Source organism: Myxococcus sp. XM-1-1-1 (genome assembly GCF_020037095.1).
GTDB classification, from domain to species: Bacteria; Myxococcota; Myxococcia; order Myxococcales; family Myxococcaceae; genus Myxococcus; species Myxococcus fulvus.
Genome location: NZ_JAIQDH010000002.1, coordinates 206,775 through 228,227 on the forward strand (window position 1 = coordinate 206,775; position 21,453 = coordinate 228,227).

18 protein-coding genes are annotated in these 21,453 nt (G+C 70.6%); 6 read left to right on the plus strand and 12 right to left on the minus strand.

The features are described from left to right. Positions 1-177: 177 nt before the first annotated feature. From K8640_RS04955 to K8640_RS04975, 5 genes are all read right to left on the minus strand, one after another. Positions 178-1,761: an MXAN_6577-like cysteine-rich protein gene (locus tag K8640_RS04955; protein WP_223746015.1), complete on the minus strand. Its 1,584-nt coding sequence runs from the start codon at positions 1,759-1,761 to the stop codon at positions 178-180. Further along, complete coding sequence (locus K8640_RS04960) at positions 1,758-3,737, minus strand: TonB-dependent receptor domain-containing protein (protein WP_223746016.1); 1,980 nt, start codon at positions 3,735-3,737, stop codon at positions 1,758-1,760. The genes K8640_RS04955 and K8640_RS04960 overlap by 4 nt, the downstream gene beginning before the upstream one ends. Continuing rightward, on the minus strand, positions 3,734-5,827 hold the full coding sequence (locus tag K8640_RS04965; RefSeq protein WP_223746017.1) for a carbamoyltransferase C-terminal domain-containing protein: 2,094 nt from the start codon (positions 5,825-5,827) through the stop codon (positions 3,734-3,736). The genes K8640_RS04960 and K8640_RS04965 overlap by 4 nt, the downstream gene beginning before the upstream one ends. 8 nt (positions 5,828-5,835) lie before the next feature. Further along, on the minus strand, positions 5,836-7,068 hold the full coding sequence (locus tag K8640_RS04970) for a hypothetical protein (RefSeq protein WP_223746018.1): 1,233 nt from the start codon (positions 7,066-7,068) through the stop codon (positions 5,836-5,838). A 69-nt stretch (positions 7,069-7,137) separates the two neighbouring features. After that, on the minus strand, positions 7,138-8,610 hold the full coding sequence (locus tag K8640_RS04975; RefSeq protein WP_223746019.1) for a cobyric acid synthase: 1,473 nt from the start codon (positions 8,608-8,610) through the stop codon (positions 7,138-7,140). Positions 8,611-8,679: 69 nt separating this feature from the next. On the opposite strand from K8640_RS04975, the gene K8640_RS04980 reads away from it, so the two are divergent. The 3 genes from K8640_RS04980 to K8640_RS04990 are packed head-to-tail and all read left to right on the plus strand — an operon-like array spanning position 8,680 to position 11,278. Next, positions 8,680-9,549, plus strand: a complete 870-nt coding sequence (locus tag K8640_RS04980) for an ABC transporter substrate-binding protein (RefSeq protein ID WP_223746020.1) — start codon at positions 8,680-8,682, stop codon at positions 9,547-9,549. Continuing rightward, complete coding sequence (locus tag K8640_RS04985; RefSeq protein ID WP_223746021.1) at positions 9,546-10,340, plus strand: ABC transporter ATP-binding protein; 795 nt, start codon at positions 9,546-9,548, stop codon at positions 10,338-10,340. The genes K8640_RS04980 and K8640_RS04985 overlap by 4 nt, the downstream gene beginning before the upstream one ends. Then, positions 10,337-11,278 (plus strand): iron ABC transporter permease, encoded by a 942-nt coding sequence (locus K8640_RS04990; protein ID WP_223746022.1) that lies wholly within the window; start codon positions 10,337-10,339, stop codon positions 11,276-11,278. The genes K8640_RS04985 and K8640_RS04990 overlap by 4 nt, the downstream gene beginning before the upstream one ends. A gap of 519 nt (positions 11,279-11,797) precedes the next feature. Here the strand turns inward: K8640_RS04990 and K8640_RS04995 are convergent. The 6 genes from K8640_RS04995 to K8640_RS05020 all read right to left on the minus strand — a co-directional run bounded on the left by K8640_RS04995 (position 11,798) and on the right by K8640_RS05020 (position 16,610). Beyond that, positions 11,798-13,051: a cytochrome P450 gene (locus tag K8640_RS04995; RefSeq protein ID WP_223746023.1), complete on the minus strand. Its 1,254-nt coding sequence runs from the start codon at positions 13,049-13,051 to the stop codon at positions 11,798-11,800. A gap of 100 nt (positions 13,052-13,151) precedes the next feature. Then, the gene (locus K8640_RS05000; protein WP_223746024.1) at positions 13,152-13,772 is read right to left on the minus strand and encodes a histidine phosphatase family protein; all 621 of its coding nucleotides are present in this window, start codon (positions 13,770-13,772) and stop codon (positions 13,152-13,154) included. Positions 13,773-13,798: 26 nt separating this feature from the next. After that, positions 13,799-14,539, minus strand: coding sequence for an adenosylcobinamide-GDP ribazoletransferase (gene cobS, locus K8640_RS05005; protein WP_223746025.1), 741 nt, complete (start codon positions 14,537-14,539; stop codon positions 13,799-13,801). Between the two features lie 54 nt (positions 14,540-14,593). Further along, complete coding sequence (cobT, locus tag K8640_RS05010; protein WP_223746026.1) at positions 14,594-15,655, minus strand: nicotinate-nucleotide--dimethylbenzimidazole phosphoribosyltransferase; 1,062 nt, start codon at positions 15,653-15,655, stop codon at positions 14,594-14,596. A gap of 141 nt (positions 15,656-15,796) precedes the next feature. Then, positions 15,797-16,342 (minus strand): metal-dependent hydrolase, encoded by a 546-nt coding sequence (locus tag K8640_RS05015; RefSeq protein ID WP_223746027.1) that lies wholly within the window; start codon positions 16,340-16,342, stop codon positions 15,797-15,799. Between the two features lie 34 nt (positions 16,343-16,376). Further along, on the minus strand, positions 16,377-16,610 hold the full coding sequence (locus tag K8640_RS05020; protein ID WP_223746028.1) for a hypothetical protein: 234 nt from the start codon (positions 16,608-16,610) through the stop codon (positions 16,377-16,379). A 114-nt stretch (positions 16,611-16,724) separates the two neighbouring features. On the opposite strand from K8640_RS05020, the gene K8640_RS05025 reads away from it, so the two are divergent. The 3 genes from K8640_RS05025 (at position 16,725) to K8640_RS05040 (ending at position 20,150) form a co-directional block, all read left to right on the plus strand. Continuing rightward, positions 16,725-17,246 (plus strand): MarR family winged helix-turn-helix transcriptional regulator, encoded by a 522-nt coding sequence (locus tag K8640_RS05025; RefSeq protein ID WP_223746029.1) that lies wholly within the window; start codon positions 16,725-16,727, stop codon positions 17,244-17,246. 109 nt (positions 17,247-17,355) lie between these two features. Beyond that, positions 17,356-18,606 (plus strand): HlyD family secretion protein, encoded by a 1,251-nt coding sequence (locus K8640_RS42825; RefSeq protein ID WP_305070640.1) that lies wholly within the window; start codon positions 17,356-17,358, stop codon positions 18,604-18,606. 2 nt (positions 18,607-18,608) lie between these two features. Then, complete coding sequence (locus K8640_RS05040; protein ID WP_223746030.1) at positions 18,609-20,150, plus strand: DHA2 family efflux MFS transporter permease subunit; 1,542 nt, start codon at positions 18,609-18,611, stop codon at positions 20,148-20,150. Between the two features lie 145 nt (positions 20,151-20,295). On the opposite strand, the gene K8640_RS05045 is transcribed toward K8640_RS05040, so the two are convergent. Then, complete coding sequence (locus tag K8640_RS05045; RefSeq protein ID WP_223746031.1) at positions 20,296-21,318, minus strand: heparin lyase I family protein; 1,023 nt, start codon at positions 21,316-21,318, stop codon at positions 20,296-20,298. Positions 21,319-21,453: the final 135 nt, after the last annotated feature.

Here is a 21,453-nt window from a genome sequence, read left to right on the forward strand (position 1 = left end):
CTCCGGTTTCCGCCCCGCGATGTGGCCGGGGCACGCGGAAGCTCTAGAGCATCCTTTGTGCCAGCGTCTGGCTCGGGGCGGCTCCCTCGGAGGAGGGCCCCGGACGGGGTGGAATGTCCCGCCGGGGCCGGGGCACATTGCCCCATCGGGGCGAAGTGCCCCCGAGGTGCCCTGGAATCAGGGCAGGGCCACCACGTCGCTGACCAGCGAGAAGCCGCTGGCGGGGCAGGCGGCGATGGCGGGCTCGGAGGTGTCCTTCAGGCCCCGACGCTCGACCAGGGTGTTGCCCACGATTTCGTGGACGAAGACGCGGCCGCCGTTGGTGTCGCCGGTGTAGATGCGCGGGCCCACCACGGCGAATCGGCCGGCGGCGGGGATGGGGCAGGAGCCGATGCCCGGCGAGCAGGCGATGGGCTCCGAGGCCACCACGGTGTCCTGCGCGTCCAGCATCACCAGGCCCGTGCGCTCCACGGACACCAGCTTGAACTCGGCGTCATAGGTGGACTTGCCGCCGCAGCTCACCACCAGGTGCTCGCCCACGGAGGCCACCGCGTTGGGGTTGAGGCAGTCGTCGCCCAGGCCGACGAGGCTCACCGCGCCCGTCGCCGGCTCGATGCGCGCGAGCAGGCCCGGGCCGCCGGGGGCGTAGGTGGCGGGGTTGAGGTTGTTGAGGGCCACGTACACCTTGCCGCGGTGCTCGGTGATGCCCGCGGGCGTCGACAGCGTGGTGTTGTCCGGGAAGGGCCGCAGCGCGGCGCCGGTGGGCAGGTCGATGGTGGCCGTCACCCTCGGCTCGGAGGGAGACGCCAGCGAGACGCGCGCCACGCGGCCTCCGGCGCTCGGGTCGCCCACGAGGTTGCCGTAGAGGGTGACCCACAGCTCGTTGCCCACGCGCGCCATGCCGAAGGGGTTGGTGTTGGCGCCGAAGCTCACGCTGGCCACGTTCTGGAGCGAGATGCCCTCGGGGTGGCGCTTGCCGGGCGGGAGCGGCTCGGTGCTCCGCAGCACCTGGAGCGTGTTGTCGGTGGAGTTGAGGATGTAGATGAACGGCCCCTCGACGAGGACCTGGTTGGGCGCGCGGCCCGTGTCGTGGCGCGGAGGCAGCACGCCGTAGTCGTCCAGCCGCGCCTGGATGAGCTTGCGCGTGGAGTCGAGCACCAGCAGCACGTCGCTCATCCGCGCGGCGCTCTGCGGCGACGACGCCACGAGCGTGCCGGGGCCCTTGAGGTCCACGCCGGACTGGATGCCCACCACCTGGCCGGTGTTGAAGCACGTGGCCACGATGTCGTACGTGCACACGCCGCCCCGGCACGTCCGCGCGTCGCCGCAGACGTTGCCGCAGGCGCCGCAGTTCAGGTTGCTCGAGTCCCCGTCCACGCACGCGTTGCCGCAGCGGAGCAGGCCCGCGGTGCAGTTCAGCTGGCACGTGCCCTGCTCGCACACCTCGCTGCTGTCGCACGTCGTGCCGCAGGCGCCGCAGTGCTGGGGCGAGGACCGGGTGTCGACGCAGGCGCCGTCACAGGCCGTGGTCCCCGTCAGACAGCGACACGCGCCCTCGGCGCAGAGCTGGCCTTCGCCACAGGCGTTGCCGCAGGCGCCACAGTTCGCGGACTCGCTGGTGAGGTCCGCGCAGGTGTCGCCGCAGCGGGAGAGGCCCTCGCTGCAGACGACGCCCTCGTCGGGACAGCCGGTGAGCAGCAGGCAGGAGAGCAGGGAGCAGAGGAGCGCCAGGTGGCGTCCTGGAGGAGGCGAGGGCTTCATGGGGTGTCCGCCTTTTTGGCAGTGGAGGGGGAGGGTGGGACGTCGAGCGCCAGGGCCACGGAGGCGAGCACCGCGCGGCCCGGCAGGGGATAGCCGTCGAAGTCGTCGACGTGGACGTCGAGCACGTTCTTGAGGTCGACGGAGAAGGTGAAGGCGGGGCGCTGGCCCACCGTGGTGGACAGGCCCGCGTGCAGGAGCGTGCGGCCCGGGAGCACCAGCTCGCCGGTGCGGTTGCGAAGCTGTGAGGACTGGGCGCGCACTTCCACGCGGCCCGTGAGCCACGAGGGGCCCGCCGTCACTCGCGCGGCGAGGGTGTGGCGCGGCCGGAGCGGGATGTCCTTCAGGTAGTAGCGCGGGTCGTCCCGGAGGTTGCGGGAGACGAGGAACGTGTACGCCAGCGAGCCGGACAGGAAGGAGAAGGGGCGCGCCTCCGCGTCCACCTCCAGGCCGGCGACGCGCGCGGAGGCGAAGTTGCTCGGCTTCGCGGCGAACGGCGGATACGCCTCGTAGGTGATGAGGTCCTCGTAGCTCGCGAAGAAACCTCCCACCGACACGAGCGAGCGCTCCGTGCGGTGCGCCAGCGCCACGTCCGCGGACACGGCGCGCTCGGGGCGCAGGTCCGGGTTGGGCAGCAGCGTGCCCTGGCGCACGTACAGCTCCACCAGCGAGGGGGCCCGGTGCGCCTGTCCCACGTTGGCGCGCAGCTCCAGGCGCGCGGGCAGCGTCACGCGCGCGCCCAGCTTGGGGGACAGCAGCGTGAACGCGCCCACGCGCTCCACGCGCAGCGAGGGCGTCACGTGGAGCCGGCCGTCGAGCAGCGCCAGGTCATCCATGACGCGGACGCTGGCGCGCAGCCACGATGTGCGTCCGTCCGAAGTCACGGGCGCGCCAGCGGTGGCCACGCCTTCCCCGCCGAGGCTCGCCAGCGCGGAGACGACGTTCCAGCTTCCCAGCGGCAGGCTGCCCTCGGCCTCCACGCCGCCCGTGCGCAGGGTCTGCACGCCCTGCTGTGGCAGCGGACCGCCCGACAGCTCCAGTCGCTCCTGGCGATAGTGCGCGCGAGCGGACACGTGGACGTGGTGGCCCAGGTCGCCCAGCACGCGCAGGCTCAGGATGCCGCGACGGTTGGACTGACGCGCGTCCGCGAGCGGGTTCTGCGCCGTGCCCGCGAGCCCTCGTCCTTCCAGGGTCCCTTCGCCCATCGCGTCCAGCACCACGCCCTGGGAGAGGCGGCGGCGCAGTCGCACGAGCGCCCCGGCGCCGCGCGCGTCGTTGTTCTCGCGACGTCGCAGCTCGGGCGCGTCACCCGGCAGCGTGGGCGTGGCATCGAACGGATAGAAGAAGCGCCCGGACGACGTGCCGCCGTGGAGCAGCAGGAGCAGCTCGCTGTCCAGCACGGGCCCGGTGAGCGACAGCCACCCGGTGGTGGTGTTCCAGCTCCCGTGGCTCAGCTCGCCCGCGAGGCTCAACGTGTCACCGGGGGCGCGGGTGATGATGTTCACCACGCCGCCGAGCGCGCCGCTGCCGTGGCTCGAGCCCGCGCTCCCGCGCATCACCTCCAGCTCACGGGCGAGCGCGAGCGGGACGCGCGACAGGTCCAGGCTCCCGCCCGCGCCGTTGAGGGGGATGCCGTCGAGCAGCACCAACGTCCCGTTCGACGAGGCGCCGCGCACCACCAGGCTCTTTCCCTGGCCGTATCCGCCCGAGTCCTGGATGGAGACGCCGGGCGCGGTGGACAGCACCTCCGCGGTGTCGCGCGCGGTGCCGCCGCGCTCCTCCACGGAGATGACGGTGACGACGCTGCTCGGGTCGCGACGAGCGGCGCGGTCCATCGGCTCCGGGTCGGGCACCTCGCCCACCACGTCGATGACCTCGGACATGGGCGGAGTGCCGGCGTCCTCGGTGGACTGGGCCCGCACGGGGGCGCACGCCAGCAGCACCAGGCCCAGCAGTCCCCTGGCGAGCGTCGTCCTCACACTCCCGGACCGAACTGGAGGACGCGGGCGCGCCGCAGCGTGCCGAGCATCCGCGTCAGCTTCTGCTCATCAATGCTCGAGTCCTCGCGAGACACCCGCTCCAGGAGCTTCCAGCCGGTCATCCCGCGCTCCACCTGGTCCACGAGCCTCGACAGCTCGCTCGACACGAGCTGCACGGCCGCGCCCCACGGCGTCCGCACCTTGAACGCGCCACCTTGTTGCCCGCTGCCCAGCATCCGGCGCGCATCCTCCAGGTTGCGTCCCGAGGCGTCCAGGCCAAAGCCCAGCGGCTCCTTCAAGAGGGGACGCAGGTCCAGCGTGTCCTCCGCGCTTTCCGAGGACAGGGGCGCGATTCGCTCTCCGAGGACGAGCACCTCCAGGTCCAGCAGTGAATGCAGCGCCTCGTGCTTGGACACGAAGCGGTCCAGCAGCACGCAGCCCTCCAGCCCCGTGGACAGCAGGCCCCACAGCGCGTCCTCGGGCGTCTCGACGATGGGCTCCCCGGCGATGTTGAACGAGGTGTTGAGCAGGACGGGGACGCCGGTGCGTTCATCGAACGCGGTGAGCAGCGCGTGCAGCAGGGGCGTGTGCTCCCTCGTCACCGTCTGCACGCGGCCGGTGCCGTTGACGTGGGCGACGGCGGGGACGCGCTCGCGCTGCTCCTCACGGAAGCGCCACACGCGGAGCATGAAGGGGCTGTCCGTGGAGGCCGTGTCGACGTCGAACCACTCGCGCACCTTCTCCGCGAGGATGATGGGGGCGAAGGGACGGAAGCCCTCGCGGAACTTCACCCGCGCGTTGAGGGTGTCCTTCATGTCGCGAGGCCGCGGGTCGCAGAGGATGCTCCGCTGGCCCAGGGAGCGTGGACCCAGCTCGGAGCCGCCCTGGAACCAGCCGAGCATCTTCCCCTCGGCGAGCAGATCGGCCACCTCGGGGACGAGTCGCGGCAGCCTGCGCGACACCACCGCGGGCACGGTGCGCAGCGCGGTGTCGCAGTCCTCGGCGGAGTACGTCCTGCCCGTGCTGTCATGGCCCAGTCGCCGCGTGGAGCGCCGCCCCGTGAGCTGCCAAAGCCCGTGGTACGCCGCGCCGATGGCGGTGCCGCTGTCCTCCGCGGCGGGCATCACGTAGAGGTCCTTGAAGCCGCTCTCGGTGAAGAGCCGCTCGTTCGCCACGCTGTTGAGCGCGACGCCCCCGGCGTAGCAGAGCGCGTCGCAGGACGTGCTCGCGCGCAGTCGACGCACCAGCCGCAAGAGCCCGTCCTCCAGCGCCGCCTGCGCCGAGGCCGCGAGGTTCCGATACTCCACCTGTCGCGCGGGCCAGCGCTCGTCATGCGTGAAGCGGCGAGGCACGGTGTCGTGGAACACGAAGCGCCCGTCGACGATGTCGAAGAAGTCCGACACGGGGGTGTCCGCCACGCCGTGAGGCGCCAGGCCCATGACCTTGCCCGGCCCCTCCAGGACATCCGAGAAGAGCTGCCGTCCGACGGCGGAGTACAGCCCGCCCAGGCTGCCGAAGCGAGGCATGCCCCGGAAGCGCTCCAGGTCCACGGAGGACGTCACCTCCAGGAACGTGCCCAGGTGCTTCTCCACCGGCACGAAGCCCTCGCGCGACGCGTGGTAGACGGACAGCGTCTCCTCTCCGCGTCGCTCGGTGACGACCGCCGACAGCTCCTCGGGGGACAGGTCCTGGACGTTGGAGCCGAACCCGTCCACGACGAGCACCAGCGACTCGTCGAAGCCGGACGTCGCGAACGCGCCCACCGCGTGGCCCAGGTGGTGCGAGAGGTAGCGCACCGGGACACCCGGAGCGAGGTCCGGGTTGGCGCGCACGTCGTACAGCGGCCCGCGAGGCCCCATCAGCGAGCAGCACGAGACGAGACTGAGCTCGTCCGCGCGGATGCCCGCCGTCTCCAGGCAGTAGCGCACCGCGAAGGACACGGCCCCGCCAGGGAGCCACGCCCGCTTGCGGCGGAGGAGTCGCTCCTCCTGCACGGCGACGACCAGCTCGTCACCACGCAGGAGGCACGCGGCGCCGTTGTGATTCGACGCGCCGATGCCCAGCACCCACGGAGCGCTGTCCCGGGACATCGCCGTGCTCAGTGGACCAGCGACGGCGCTTGAGGCGGCGCGGCCTTGGGCGCCTGCTGGCGTTGCGCGGGCGCGGGCGGAGCGACGTTGAAGAGGTTGACGAGCACGCCCACGGCGGCGAGCTGCGAGGTGGCCGGGTTGTAGTCGATGGCCTCACCGATGGGGAAATCCACCGAGCTGACGGCCTGGACCTGGAGCTGTCCGTCCGGCGTGACGAGCACCGTCCACAGCAGACCCTCCTGCGTGGTGGCGAAGACGTGGGGCTGCCCGCCCACGCTGGCCATCGCGGCGCGGAACGCGAAGGACTGCGGCAGGGACAGGTTCTGCTTCAGGTCCACCGAGCCCTGCGACTGGAGCTCCGCGGGGCGCACGCGGAACAGCCACGTGTTCTTGTCCGACGGGCCCACCGAGCAGGCCACTGCCACCAGGTGGTCATCCAGGATGGCCAGGCCGTTGATGCCGCGCTGGGCCGCCGGGTTGTAGCGCTTGCGGGCCAGCACGTTGCCCTGGGGGAGCTGGAGCATCACCAGGTCTCCGTCCTCGGAGCCGGTGATGACCACGCCGTCGCGCCACGAGACGATGTCCCGCACGTTCCACAGCTGGAACGGGCTGGGGATGGGGTCGGGCGAGCGCACGTCGATTTTCTTCAGCACCGCCAGCTGCCGGCCGTTGCGCGTGACGCTCCAGATGAGGACGAAGCCGTTCTCGTGGCCGGTGACGAGGTACTCCCGGTTCCCATGAGTGACGAAGACGGCGCTGTTGGCCGTGCCCACGTCCGCGTCGTAGGCGAAGTTCTGGTAGCGGAACGCGCGCGGCAGCCGGTCCAGCAGCGCGGGCTCGGCGTCCTCCGCGACGGAGAGGTCCCGCTCGCGCCACAAGGTGATGGTGGTGCTGTCGTTGGATGTCACGAACGTCCGCTCATCCCGCACGGCCATCATCTCCACGCCCCGGTTGGCGGGCGTGCGCAGCACGTCTGTGAGCATGGGACCCCACTCGGTGGGTCCAGGCGGGCGGAAGAGCGTCATCGAGCCATCCAGCCGTCCCACGATGAACCGCCCCGCGTCCAACCACTGCAATTGCTGGGTGTAGGGGTACGTCGTGCCAACGGGCGTGAGGACCTGCTGGGTGAGTGTCTTCGGGGCGGTGTCGAGCTGGTCCTGCGCGAGCGCGCTGTGCTGGCAAGCCATGGCCAAGAGCAGCACCACGCGCGGAAGGACACGAGCGAATCCATCGAGCTTCACGTTGAGCCTCCTCCTTACATTCGCCTGTCGTCGGGAATCCCCGAGCGCCCCCTTTGGCGGGATGAAGAGTCAGTCGATGGATGTCATGTGCTCGGCCAGGGCGGCAGCGAGCCGATTATAGCTGTCCTCCCGACGGGTGTCGTGGTTGCACAGGGGCGCTGTCAGGACTGGCAATCCCTTGCGCTGGCGCAGCGTGTCGACGAAGGCGCGGCTCAGACGAGGATTCTTGAACAGGTCATGGATGAAGGTGCCGAAGATGGGCAGTCGCTCGTGCACCGCGCCATCGAAGCCGCCGGGGTGGGCATACATCGGCCGCGCGCTGTCGTACCGGATGAGCCCGGAATGAATCTCATACCCGGACACCTCGCCCGCATCCCGCAAGGGATTGTCCTTCGTCGGGGTGTAGTGGCGGTTGAAGACCGTCTTGCCCGGCAGGAACTCCACGTCGATGTCCAGCAGGCCCAGGCCGGTGGTGCTGCCGTGCTCGGACTCGCGGCGGTGCTCGTCGAGCAGGTGGCGCCCCAGCATCTGGAAGCCGCCGCAGATGCCGACGATGGGCGTGGTGGCGCTCAGCTCCTGGAGCACGCGCTCGAAGCCGATGCGCCGCAGGTGGACCAGGTCCCCCACCGTGTTCTTGGTGCCGGGCAGGATGATGGCGTCGGGCGCGCCCAACTGGTCCACGGAGCGCACGAAGCGCACGCGCACGTGGGGCTCCTCCTGGAGGTAGTCGAAGTCGGTGCTGTTGGAGATGTGGGGCAGGTAGAGGACGGCGATGTCGACCTCGGGTGTGCCGTGCATGCGGGGCTGGACGCGGTCCTCTTCTTCCAGCGCGAGGGACAGGTAGGGCAGCACCCCGACGACGGGCTTCTTCGCGTGCTGCTCGATGAAGTCCACGGCGGGCTGGAGGACCTGCCGGTCTCCCCGGAACTTGTTGATGATGAAGCCACAGATGCGCGCGACGTCCTCGGGGGCGACCAGCTCCAGGACGCGCAGCGTGCCGAGCAGCTCCGCCACCACGCCGCCCTTGTCGATGTCCGCCGCCACGAAGACGCGGGCGTCCAGGCGGTGGGCCACCTCCATGTTCACCACGTCGAACGGGCGCAGGTTGGGCTCCGCGCAGCTCCCCGCGCCCTCGGCGATGACCAGGTCGTAGTGGCGGTTCAGGTGGTCGATGGACTCCTGGATGGCGGCGAGCTTGAGCGCACGGTGCGTGTCGGCCAGGAAGTACTCGCGCGCGTCGACGTCCCGGTGGGGCCTGCCGTGGATGATGAGCTGGCTGACGCTGTCCGACTTGGGCTTGAGCAGCAGCGGGTTCATGTGGACGATGGGCCGCTGCCTCGCCGCGAAGGACTGCACCGCGGTGGCGCGGGCAATCTCCTCGTTCTCCTCGGTGACGAAGGAGTTGAGGGACATGTTCTGCGACTTGAACGGGGCCACGCGCAGGCCCCGGTTGGCGTACAGGCGGCACAGCCCGGCCACCAGCGTGGTCTTCCCCACGTGGGAACCCGTGCCCTGAATCATGAGGTGGGGGTGCTTCGACATGGCGGGCCTCCTCTGGCGGGTGCACTATAAGGCGCTCGTCACGCACTCCTCGGTGCGAGATGTCCTCCCATGTCCCCTTCGCGCTCCTTTCGGCTCCTCGGTCTCGCGCTCCTGCTCCTCGCGGGCTGCCAGCGCTCCTCGCCTCCGGCCCAGGAGCCGGGCGCGCGGCGGCTCGTCTCGCTGTCCCCCGGAATCACGGAGACGCTCTACGCGCTGGGTGCGGGGCCGCAGGTGGTGGGGCGCTCGGACTATTCGTCCTGGCCCCCCGAGGCAGAGGGCGTGCCCAAGGTCGGCTCCACGCTGGCGCCCAACTACGAGGCCATCGCCCGGCTCAAGCCCACGCTCATCCTGGATGAGCAGGTGAAGCAGGCTCCCGCGGGCTCGCTGGCCGCCGTCGCGCCGGTGAAGGTGCTGCCCTGGCTCACGGTGGATGACGTGGCGAACGGGGTCCGCGAGCTGGGGCGGCAGACGGGCCGCGAGGCGCAGGCGAACGAGCTGGCCGCGAAGGTGGAGAGCACGCTGAAGCGGGCACCTCCGAAGGACGCGCCCCGGGTGCTGCTGGTGATTGGCGACGCGGAGGCCGGGCTCTCCAGCATCTGGTACATCCGCAAGGGCTCGCTGCACGGCGCGGCGCTGGAGGCCGCGGGCGCGCGCAACGCCGTGGCCGAGGACCCGGGTGGTCCGCCGAACATCTCCGTCGAGCAGTTGATGACGTTGGACCCGGACATCATCCTGGTGTTGCTGGAGGGGCCCGTGCCGACGCCCGAGGAGGAGGCGCGGCAGCTGGCCGCGTGGAAGCAGCTGTCGGTGCTGCGCGCGGTGAAGGAGGGGCGCGTGAAGCTGGTGGCGGGGCCGGGAGTGCAGTCCACCGGTCCGCGCATCCTGGACCTGGTGGAGCGACTGAAGGTCGCGCTGCGCTTCGACGCGAAGACGCCATGACGTCCACGCTGGAGGTCTCCGGGGCGACGGTGCGCAAGGGGGAGCGGACGCTGCTGGCGGACGTGTCCCTTCGGCTCGGGGCTGGAGACTTCGTGGCGGTGGTGGGCCCCAATGGGGCGGGCAAGACGACGTTGATGCGCGTGGCGCTCGGGCTGGAGCGTCCGGACGCGGGGCGCGTCACGGTGGACGGGCGCGACGTGGCGGCGCTGTCGCCCCGGGAGCGCGCGGCCCATGTCGCGTGGCTGCCCCAGCGTGTGCAGGTCTCCGAGCCCATCACCGCGCTGGAGCACGTGGCCGCGGCGCGCTATCGCTTCCGGGAGTCGCATCGCCGCTCGGAGGAGCAGGCGCGGGCGGCGCTGGAGCGGGTGCAGGCGGAGGGGCTCGCCTCGCGGCGAATCACGGAGCTGTCCGGCGGGGAGCAGCAGCGCGTCGCGGTGGCGGCGCTGCTGGCGCAGGAGTCGCCGCTGGTGATGCTGGACGAGCCCGCGAACTTCCTGGACCCCGCGCAGCAGTTGGAGCTGTACGCGCTGGTGGGGCGGCTGTGGCGCTCGGGGCTGGGGGTGCTGTGCATCACGCATGACATCAACGTGCTTGCTCACGCGGTGCAGCACGGGGGCGAGGGACGGATTCGGGTGCTGGGGTTGTCGCGGGGCCGGGTGGCGTTCGAGTCGCACTACGACGCGCCGGAGCTGGGTGAGCACCTGGGGCAGGTGTTCTCCGTGCGGATGCGTGGCGTGGAGGTCGAGGGCCGGAGAGTCTTCGTGGGCCTGCCGCTGGAGGGTGGCGAATGAAGGCCCGGCTGGTGGTGATGTTGCTGTTGTGCGGGCTGGTGGTCGTCGCCGCGCCGTTCATCGGGCCTCCGATGCCGCCGGACGCGCGGGACTTCATCCTCTGGCAGCTGCGCATCCCCCGGACGCTGATGGCGCTGCTGGTGGGCGGCACGCTGTCGCTGGTGGGGGCGGTGTACCAGTCGCTCTTCGCCAATCCGCTCGCCGCGCCGAGCACGGTGGGCACCACGGCCGGGGCCACGCTGGGAGCGCTGGTGGCCATCGTGCTGGGAGCCCGCTCGGCGCTGTGGGGGCTGCCGCTCATCACCGCGTCGGCCTTCGCCGGGGCGCTGGGCGTCAGCCTGCTGGTGGCCGCCATCGCCGCGGGGCGGGGCGTGCGGATGAACGATTTGGTGCTCGCGGGCATTGCCTTCTCGATGGCGGCGGGCGCCATCTCCACGGGCGTGCAGTTCTCGGCGGACTCGGCGGAGCTGCTGGCGGCCACGCGGTGGACGATGGGGCACCTGCCACAGGTGGGCTACCAGGGAATCATCGCGCTCGTGCCCATCGCGGCCGTGTCGGTGGTGGGGCTGTTGTCGCTGACGCGAGCGCTGGAGGTGTTCATCTCCGGCGAGGAGCATGCCGAGTCGCAGGGCGTCAACGTGCGTGTGGTGCGCATGGCCTCGATTGGCCTGGGGGCGCTCGGCGTGGCGGGCTGTGTCGCGTGGTGTGGCCCCATCGCGTTCGTGGAGCTCATCGTCCCGCACATCGTCCGGCGCGTGCTGGGGGTGAGTCGGCGGGTACTGCTGCCGTGCTCGGTCATCGTGGGCGCGAGCTTCCTGGCGCTCTGTGACGCCGCCTCGCGAGTCATCCTGCCGGGGCGAGAGCCGCCCGTGGGGCTGGTGACGGCGGCGCTGGGCACACCGCTGCTCGTGTACCTGGTGGCGCGAAAGTCGCGCTGAGCCTCGGGCTCTGCGCTGGTCGGGCAGGGTGACATCGGCGCCAGGGACCGCGCTGCTCGTGGACCTGGTGTCGCGCAAGCCGCGCTGAGCGTCGGGCTCACAGCCAGCAGGGTGACGGTGGCGATAGTCACGCGGATGCGGCGTGTATCTGGTCGCGTGCAAGTGGCGCCGAGCTTCAATCTCACAGCCGGCAGAGTGATGGTGGCGATAGGCACGCGGATGCGTCGTGTGCCTGGTGGCGTGCAAGTCGCGCTGAGCTTCATGTCGAGAGCCTGCAGGGTGGCGGCGGAGCCACGGTCAGCGCTGCTTGTGTACTTGGTGGCGCGCAAGTCGTGCGGAGCTTCATTCCCAGCGCTGACAGGGTGGCGATGGCGCTGGGCGCAGCGCTGCTCGTGTACCTGGTGGCGTGAAAGTCGCGCTGAGCCTCGGGCTCAGCGCTGGCACGACAGGGTGATGGCAGCGCCAGGGACCGCGCTGCTCGTGCACTTGATGGCGCGCAGGCCCGGCTGAGCTTCAGGTTCAGAGCTGGCAGGGCAGGGTGGTGAGGCCACGGAACACGGCGGTGTCGCGTCGCTTCCACGCACCGGGCACGAGCCGAAGCTGCGGCAGCTCGCGCGCCAGCGTCCCGAACGCGCTCTGTGCCTCGATGCGCCCGAGCGCCGCGCCGACGCATTGGTGGATGCCGTGGCCGAAGGCGAGGTGCTGGAGGTCCGTGCGCTGGATGTCCAGCGCGTCGGGGTTCTCGAAGCGCCTGGGGTCCCGATTCGCCGCGCCGAGCAGCACCCACGCCCACTCACCCGCGCGGACGTGAGTCCCTCCCACGTCCACGTCCTCCTGTGCCATGCGCGAGACGAGCTGCAGGGGCGTGTCGAAGCGCAGCACCTCCTCCACCGCGCCCTTGGTTCGCGAGGGCTCGGCGCACAAGGCCTCCCACTGCGCGCGGTGCTCCATCAGCGCGAGCACCCCGTTGCCGATGAGGTTGACGGAGGTGTCGTAGCCGCCGAAGAGCAGCAGCATGCACGTGGGCAGCAGCTCCTCCTCGCTCAGCGCCTGTTCGTCCTCCTGCGCGGCCACCAACAGTCCGAGGACATCCGTGCGTCGCGACTGTCGGCGCCGGGTGACGGCGGCCTGGAGGGACTGGTGCACCTCACGCGTGGCGGCGCTCGCGGCCTCGCGAACACCCAGCGGAGCGGAGGCATCCGCGCACCGTGCGAGGCACAGCGCCCAGTGCTGATAGAGCCCCTCATCCAGATCATCCGCGCCCACCAGCTGGCGCAGCGTGCTGCGGGCCAGGGGCATGGCGAACTCGGAGATGACATCCATTCCTCCACGCTGACGCGCCTGGAAGACCAGCGACTCCGCCAGGGCCTGGATGTGGATGGCCAGCTCCTTCATGCGCGGGCCCAGGGCCCGCTTCGTCACCGCGCGCAGGCGCGTGTGGTCCGGCGGGTCCATCAGCAGGAACCACTGGTTGTGCATGGCGGACAGCGCCGCGAGCGCCTCGGGTGGAGGCGGGTAGTCCTGGGGGCGGCGTTTCCTCGCGCTGGCGATGTTCCGACTGAAGCGGGGATTGGCGAGCACCTCCAGGCAGTCCGCGTGCCGCGAGAACAGCCACAGCTGGGACTCGGCGCTCCAGCACGCGGGCTGCTCGAGGAGCCGCGCGTAGACGGCGTAGGGGTTGTTGAGCGCCTGCGCGGAGAAGGGGTCGGGCGTCTTGCCGGGGGCGCGGATGACGGGACGTCCGCTGGCCTCGCCTGGCGGTTGGGTCTCCATGCGCGTGACGCCCCCTTGTGCACGACGGAACTTCAATCCCAGACAAGCCACCAAAGGCTACGCCTCGCACGGAAACACCGTCAAGCCGAGGCGTGGTGCGTCACGGCTCCGCGTTCATCAACTTCACCACGGGCTCATCGCCATAGAAGTCGATGACATTCACCGCCGCGTGCACCTGGTCCAGTCGGAACAGGTGCTCATCCGACATCCCGAGTGCCTCGCAGAGCAGGGTGCGATTGACGCCGCCGTGGGACACCAGCGCGAAACACTGGCCGGGATGACGTGCTCGCAGCGCCCGACCTCCTGCGCGCACGCGCTCGCGCATTTCGGAGAACGTCTCTCCCTCGGGGAAGCGCACCTGTGCGGGGTGTGTCATCCACTCCGCGTACACCGCGGGGAAGCGGCGCTCGGCCTCCTCGTAGGTGAGCCCCTCGAAGTGCCCGAAGTCGATCTCCCGGAAGGCCTCCTCCACTCGAAGCTCCAGCCCCCGGCCCTCCGTGAATCGCTTCGCCGTGTCGAGCGCGCGGAGCCGGGGACTCGAATACAGGCCGTGCAGCTCCACCGGCGCGAGCAGGCGCGCGGCGCGCTCGGCCTGGACGTGTCCCTCGGGCGCGAGGCCCACGTCGAGCCTCCCGTAGCAGCGGCCCTTCATCTCCTCGGAGGGCTTGCCGTGCCTCACCAGAATCATGCGCGTCACGCCGCTCGGCAGTCGCCAGTCCACGCGTCCGTTTCCTTTCGTGAGCAAGGTCAGCCGAGCGCCAGCGCGAGCACGAGCACCACCGCCTCGCACACCTCGGTGTTGGCGCCCATCGTATCGCCCGTGATTCCGTCAATCTTCTTCCGGCACCACAGGGCCTGGAGCATCGACACCAAGGCCACGGCCGCCATGATGACACCCCCCTTCCAGCCCATGAGCCCCACGGCGATGCCGAGCCCCAGCACCGTGGCCCCCGCCACCTCGACGCGCCCGACATAATCCGTGATGGCCATGCCGATGCCGCCGGAGCGGCGCGCATAGGGGAACAGCCACCCCTGGGGCACCGAGCCCCACCGGCCCAGGCTCAGTGCCACCACCAGTGCCACGTCCGCCTGTCCCCGCTCGAGCAGGGCCGCCAGCGCGCTCGACTTCAGCCCCACGTTCAACAGCAGGGCCGTGCCGCCATACGCGCCGATGACGTGGTCGCGCATGATGCGCAGCACGTCCTCCTTCGTGCGCCCGCCGCCGAAGCCGTCCGCCATGTCCGCCAGCCCGTCCAGGTGCAGCGCGCCGGTGAGCAGCGCGTAGACGATGAGCAGGATGAACGCCGTCACCGTGGCGGGCAGCAGGGGGAAGAGCGCGTGGCGCACGCCCACCAGGATGGCCGCGAGCAGCGCGCCGACGAGCGGGAAGCACAGCGTGGCGCGGCCCACGTCGCCAGCGTCGAACGTGGCCGCCCCGGGGACGGGGATGCGACTGAGGAACGCGATGCCGGCGAGAAGTCGCTTCATGGGAGCCCAGGTATGGCGCGACTCCCGCCGGGTTTCCAGCCGGGGACACGCGCTTCAGCGCTGTGACTTCTCCGCGACGCCGGCCGAGGCGAAGGTCGCCATCTCGTGCAGCACGTGCAGGCTGCTGTCCACCAGCCCCATCGCGAGCACCGCGCCGGTGCCCTCGCCCAGCCTCAGCCCCAAATCCAACAGGGGCCGCAGCCGCAGCGCCTCCAGCACCCGCCGGTGGCCCGCCTCGCGCGACATGTGGCTGGCCATGAGGAAGGGCATCACCCGGGGACACAGGCGCGCCGCCACCAGCCCGGCGACCGAGGAGATGAAGCCATCCAGCATCACCGGCACGCGCTTGGACGCCGCGCCGAGCGCCGCGCCCGCGAGCCCCGCGATTTCGAACCCGCCCACCTTGGCGAGCACGTCCAGCGGGTCCGCCGCGTCCGGCTGGTTCACCACCAACGCCCGCCGCACCACGTCCACCTTGCGCGTCAGGCCCGCGTCATCCACGCCCGTGCCGCGCCCGGTGGCCATGTCCGGCGACACACCCGCGAGCACACACGTCAGCGCCGACGACGCGGTGGTGTTGCCGATGCCCATGTCACCCAGTCCGAGCAGCGTCACGCCCGACTCCGCCAGCTCGATGGCCAGCAGCGCGCCCACGCTCAGCGCCTCCTCGGCCGTCTTGCGCGACATCGCCGGCCCCTTCGCCAGGTTCCCCGTGCCGGGGCCCATGCGGTGGTGGCGCACGCCCGTGAGCCCCTCCACGGGCACCCGCACGCCCATGTCGACGACCTCCACGCGCACGTCGTGCTGCCGTGACAGCACGTTGATGGCCGCGCCGCCCCGGGAGAAGTTGGCGACCATCTGCGCGGTGACCTCGGCGGGATAGGCGCTCACGCCCTCCTCCGTCACCCCGTGGTCCGCCGCCATCACCACCATGCCCTTGCGAGGCATCGCCGGAGCGGGCTCTCCCCGCAGCGCGGCCCACTGACACGCCAGCTCCTCCAGGCGGCCGAGGCTGCCCTGAGGCTTGGTCTTCATGTCCAACAGGCCCTGGCACTGCCTGCCGGCCTCGACGTCAGGTTCGGGAATCCTGCCGAGCACGTCACGGTATGCGGGCATCGGGCCCCCTTCGCGGGAAGGGCTTCAAGCTAGGCGCTGCGCGTCCGGGGACACAACCCCGCACCGCGCCCGCGGGTCCCCGTGCTCGAGATATGTCACGGCCCCTACAGCGCGGTTGTCTCGTGGGACAGGTGAGGGCCTTCAGCCGTTGGGCTTCGCGGCGGGCTCCTCGCCCTTGAAGCGCTTGCGCAGCGTCTGCGTGACGACCGCGTCCCAGCGCGCGGAGAACACCTCGACGAAGGTTCGACGCCCGGGACCCAGCGCGCACGCGAGGACGGCCAGCGTGGTGAACAGCCCGATGACCGAGTTCTGCCACGACGACAGGTCCCACTGCCCCTGCCAGAACCACTCCCGCATGCTCGTGGGCCAGGAGTAGTGGATGGGCCAGCCGGGCCCGCTTCCCGCCAGGTCGCAGACGAGGTGCAGGTGGAACGCCACCATCGCGAGCACCGCCACCCGGGCGCGCTGCCTCGCCAAGGCCACGCACACCGCCGTGGTGACGAGCGCGCCCACATAGCCGTGGAAGAGCACGTGGTGGTAGCGCGCGTACCACTCCTCGCCACCCAGCAGCGTCAGCCCATCCAGGTCCGGCGCCAGCCCCGCGCACGTGACGAGGATGCGGTCCCTCCGCTCACGCAGCCCCTGGGCCGTGAGCCACGCCAGCTCCGCATGGACGATGGGGTTCATGTCCCCACGAGCTTACGGCGCCCCCGGCCCGCGCTCACAGGGGCAGGGGCGCCTCGCGCGGCGTTCCCAGGAGCGCCAGCGTCCGCGCCGCCACGTCCACCAGCGTGGCCGAGCAGGGCTGGCAGCCGCCTCCACAGCAGCTCGGCCACTCGCCCTCCGGCTCGCGCAGCAGGGGGTACACGCAGCTGCGCAGATAATCCGGCAGACCGGCCTCGTCGCTCGCCTGCCGCAGCGCCGCCTGCACGGTGGGGTCTTTCACATCCAGCACCTCCCCGTCATAACAGCGCGTCCGTTTCCTCCCACCGCCTCCACTATTTCGTTGCGCGCGGTAGTTAGGAGCCTTACGACTCAGGGGGCGGCGGGGTCTTCGCCGCGCCTCACCATGAGCGTCACGCCTCCCATCACCCGCTTCGAGCGGCTGCAGCGACTGTCGCAGCGCTTCCCTCAACTGGACGCGAGCGCCATCGAGACCTGCGTCCTCTTGCTGCGCATGTCGAACGACCTGTCGAGCGCCTACGAGGCGAACCTCGCGCGTCACGGCCTATCCACGGGCCGCTTCACCGTCCTGGCCCGCCTGCTCTCCTACAGCGAGAGCGAGGAGGGCAAGGGCCTCACCCCGGCCGAGCTGGCGGAGAGCTCCTGTGTGAGCCGGGCCACGATGACGGGGCTGCTCGACACGCTGGAGAAGGACGGCCTCATCTCCCGCGCCGACCACCCCGATGACCGGCGCATGTACACCGTGCACCTCACGCCGAAGGCGAGCGCGCTGTTGGAGGAGCTTTTGCCCGTCCACTTCCGCCGCGTCGCCGCGCTGATGTCCACGCTGAGCGAGCCGGAGCGCGCCACCCTGCGCGAGCTGTTGACCAAGGTCTCCTCCGGACTGCCTGCCTTCCGAGAGCCCTGAGCTTCCCCTCGAACCCTCGATTCCCCTCGGGCGCTGCCCGACGGACGTCTTGTCACGGCCACATGGTTAGGCCCCTTATCATCGACCCGTTGAACCTTCGAGAACACCCATGAGCACTGCATCACCCTCCCTGGATGCCCCGGACACCGACGTACCGAAGAAGAGCCCCGCGCTCGTGAAGGAGCCGGCGGCGCCGCGCTCCAGGGCGAAGCGGGTGTTGCCCGCGCTGTTGGGGATTGCGCTGTTGGGCGGCGCCGCGCGCTGGGTGCTGACCCGGGGCGAGGAGTCCACCGATGACGCGCAGGTGGAGGGCCGCATCGCCAACGTGTCGCCGCGAATCTCGGGGCAGGTGGCCCGGGTGCTGGTGACGGACAACCAGCAGGTGAAGGCGGGCGACGTGCTGGTGGAGCTGGACGCCACGGACCTGGAGGCGAAGCTGGAGGTGGCCCGCGCGGACGTGTCGAGCGCGGAGGCGCAGTCGGCGAACGCGCAGGCGCAGCTGGCGCTCACCGAGGTGAACGCGGGGGCCAACCTGCGTCAGGCGCGCGGCGGCGTGGTGCAGGCGAATAGCGGCATCAGCTCGTCCAAGGCGGCGCTGGACCAGGCGCGCGCGGACGTGGTGGCGGCGGAGGCGCGCTTCAAGCTGGCGGACACGGACCTGACGCGGGTGAAGACGCTGAAGGCCGAGGGCGCGGTGACGCAGGCGGACCTGGACACGCGGCAGTCCACGCATGACCAGGCGAAGGCGGCGCTGGACGTGGCCAAGGCGCGGCTGACGTCCACGGAGGCGGGCGTGCAGGGCTCCTCCGGTGGCCTGGAGACGGCGCAGGGCAAGCTGGCCGCCGCGGAGACGGGGCCGGTGCAGGTGCAGGCCGCGCAGGCGGCGGTGAAGCTGGCGGACGCGAAGCTCAAGCAGGCCCAGGCGGCGTTGCACCTGGCGGAGCTGGCGGTGTCGTACACGAAGGTCCGCGCGCCGACGAATGGCGTGGTGAGCCGCCGCACGGTGGAGGTGGGCCACATGGTGGGGCCGGAGCGTCCGCTGATGGCGGTGGTGCCGCAGGACGACGTGTGGGTGGTGGCGAACTTCAAGGAGGACCAGGTCGGCGAGATGAAGGCGGGGCAGGCGGTGGACGTGGAGGTGGATGCCTTCAGCGGTCATCACTTCAAGGGCCACGTGGACAGCCTGGCGGGGGCCAGCGGGGCGCGCTTCGCGCTGCTGCCTCCGGACAACGCGTCCGGCAACTTCGTGAAGGTGGTGCAGCGCATCCCCGTGCTCATCCGCTTCGACGGTGACGCGAAGGACGTGGCCCTCAAGCCGGGCATGAGCGCCGTCGTCACGGTGAACACGAGGGGCGAGTAGTCGTGAAGGGCGACGTCATCACCGGCTCGAAGGCCGGTATCACCATCGCCGCGATGGCGGCGGCGTTGATGTCCGTGCTGGACATCTCGATTGTGAATGTCGCGCTCAGCGACATCCGCGCGAGCTTCGGCACGCCGATGGACCAGATTGCGTGGGTCTCCACCGGCTACATGATGGCCAACGTGGTGGTCATCCCGATGACGGGCTGGCTGCAGCGTCGGTTCGGGTTCCGGCGCTACTTCACCGCGTCCATCCTCATCTTCACGGCGGCCAGCCTGTTGTGTGGGCTCGCGTGGAACCTGCCGTCGCTCGTGGTCTTCCGAATCCTCCAGGGCGTGGGGGGCGGCGCCATCATCCCCACGTCGCAGGCCATCCTCTTCGCGCGCTATCCGCAGAAGGAGCACGGCATGGCCGGCGCGCTCTTCGGGCTGGGCGCGGTGACGGGGCCGCTCCTGGGCCCGACGGTGGGCGGGATGCTCATCGAGGTGGCGAGCTGGCACTGGATATTCCTCATCAACCTGCCGGTGGGCCTGTTCGCCGCGTACATGGCGTGGCGTCACATCGAGCAGAAGGACTTCGAGGTGTCCCACGAGCGGGTGGACCGCTGGGGCATCGGCCTGTTGGCGGTGGGCATGGCCGCGCTGCAGTTCGTGCTGGAGGAGGGCACGCGCGAGGACTGGTTCGACAGCATGAAGATCACCGTGCTCGCGGTGGTGGCGGGGGTGGCGCTCATCACGTTCATCGTGCACGAGCTGGAGACCCCGCAGCCGGTGGTGGACTTGAGGGTGTTCGCGAACCGCTCGTACGCGGCGGCGACGGGGGTGAACTTCCTCATCGGCACGGCGCTGTTCGGCGGGTCGTTCCTGTTCAGCCTCTTCTGCGGAACGGTGATGCGCTACTCGGCGCTCGACATCGGGCTGGTGTTCTTGAAGGGCAGCTTCATCCAGGTGTTGTTGATGCCGCTCATCGGGAAGTTCGGTGGCAAGGTGGACGGGCGGATGCTGGTGGGGGTGGGCATCCTCGGGATGTGCCTGTCCTTGTGGACGAACGGGCACTTGAGCAGCACGGCGGACGAGGCGGCGCTGATTGCGCCGGTGTTCATCCGGGCGTGTTCGATGGGGTTCATCTTCGTGCCGCTGTCGGTGATGGCGCTGAGCAACCTGCGTCCGGACCAGCGAGGCAACGCGGCGGGGCTGTTCAACCTGACGCGTGAATTGGGTGGGTCCATTGGCACGGCGTGGATGAGCAGCGCGCTCAACCGGCTGACGCAGGTGAACAACACGGCGCTGGCGTCGCATGTGGATGCGTACAGCCAGGTGACGCAGGAGCAGCTCGCCGCGATGCAGGCCACGGTGGCCTCGCGGGTGACGGACCCCCTGGCCGCGGCCTATGGCCTGTTCAGCCAGCGCATCAACCTGCAGGCCCTGGTGCGGGCCTTCAACGCCAACTTCACCGTGCTCACGGCCATCTTCGCGTGCTCACTGGTGCTGGTGTTCATGCTGCGCCGCGCCGACCCCAACGTGAAGGTCGAGGGCGCGCACTGAGGGCTGGGCGCTGGCTGGGTCGATGAAGCGGGTCCTCCCTCCTGGGGTGGACCCGCTTCTTCGTGGGCGCCTTCCTGAAAAGACGAAGCGGGCCCGCCCTGCTGGAGGACGGACCCGCTGTGGACCTTCACGGTGTCGCGGTGGCTCAGCGACGCGCGCCGCGAGCACGCACCGTCGCCGGCTTGCGCCGACGGCTCAGCAGCGCCGCGAACGCGAGCAGGCCCGTGGCGGCGATGAACGGAGCCCCGCCCGTCGCCGTCGCACCGCAGCCCTGCGCCGCCTGCGGATTGTCCGTGCCGTCATCCGTGTCGATGACACCCACGCGCGGCGTGCCCGTGCCCGGCAGCGTGGGCACGTTGACGATGGGCGGCGTGGTGGGCGTCGGCGTGGGCTCGGGCGTCGGCTCCGGGGTGGGCGTGGGCTCGGGCGTCGGCTCCGGGGTGGGCTCCGGCGCGGGCGGAGGCGGCAGGACGTCCTCCAGCGCGGTGCTCATGGTGAAGCCATCGTGGTACACGCTCGCCTCGGGACGGATGCTGTCCTCGCGGTACAGCCCGAGCTTCAGGTAGTTCATCTCCTTGCCGAACTGCGTCGCCCCCATCGTCTTCGGCAACACCAGCTTGCCGTTGTGCCACAGCTGCACGAAGCCGACCTTCGCGTTGGACGACCACTTCACCTGCAGGATGAAGTCGTGCCACTGGCCCTTGTTGAGGGGCCCCTTCCAGGGGATGTCACCGTCCGCGCCACCCACGCGCAGGTGCATCTGGTCCCCCTTCACGAAGAACTCCAGCGGCGGCGAGCCACAGCAGCCCTCCTGGTGCCACTGCGCGAAGACCTGCCACCCATCCGAGATGGGGTAGTTCGACGGGAACATCGTGCTCCACTTGTAGAAGTACGTGGAGCCCGCCTTCTCCTCGCTGATGTAGAGCAGCTCGTTGCGGTTGCCGCTGGCGCCGATGGGGTCATCGCCCTGACGCACCGTGGCCTTCAACGCATAGCGGCCCTCACGGACCACGTCCGACACCACCTGCAGGCGGCTGTTCGCGACGCTCTGCGAGCGCGTCCACTGCGAAATGTTTCCGGTCTCGAAGTCGCCCTTCCACACCACCTCCGCGGACGCGAGGGGGGGAACCAGCAACACCAGGGCGGCGAGTCGAAGGAATGCGGTCAAACGAGGTCCTTTCATTCCGGGTTGGCGCATTGGGACATCCGGCCGGCCGTGCTACTTCCCGCTCCCGCTCGCCCGCCAAGCCCCTGAGGTCCCAGCCCCCGCTCCGCCGCCCGGTGGGGCACGAGGAGTCGGGGC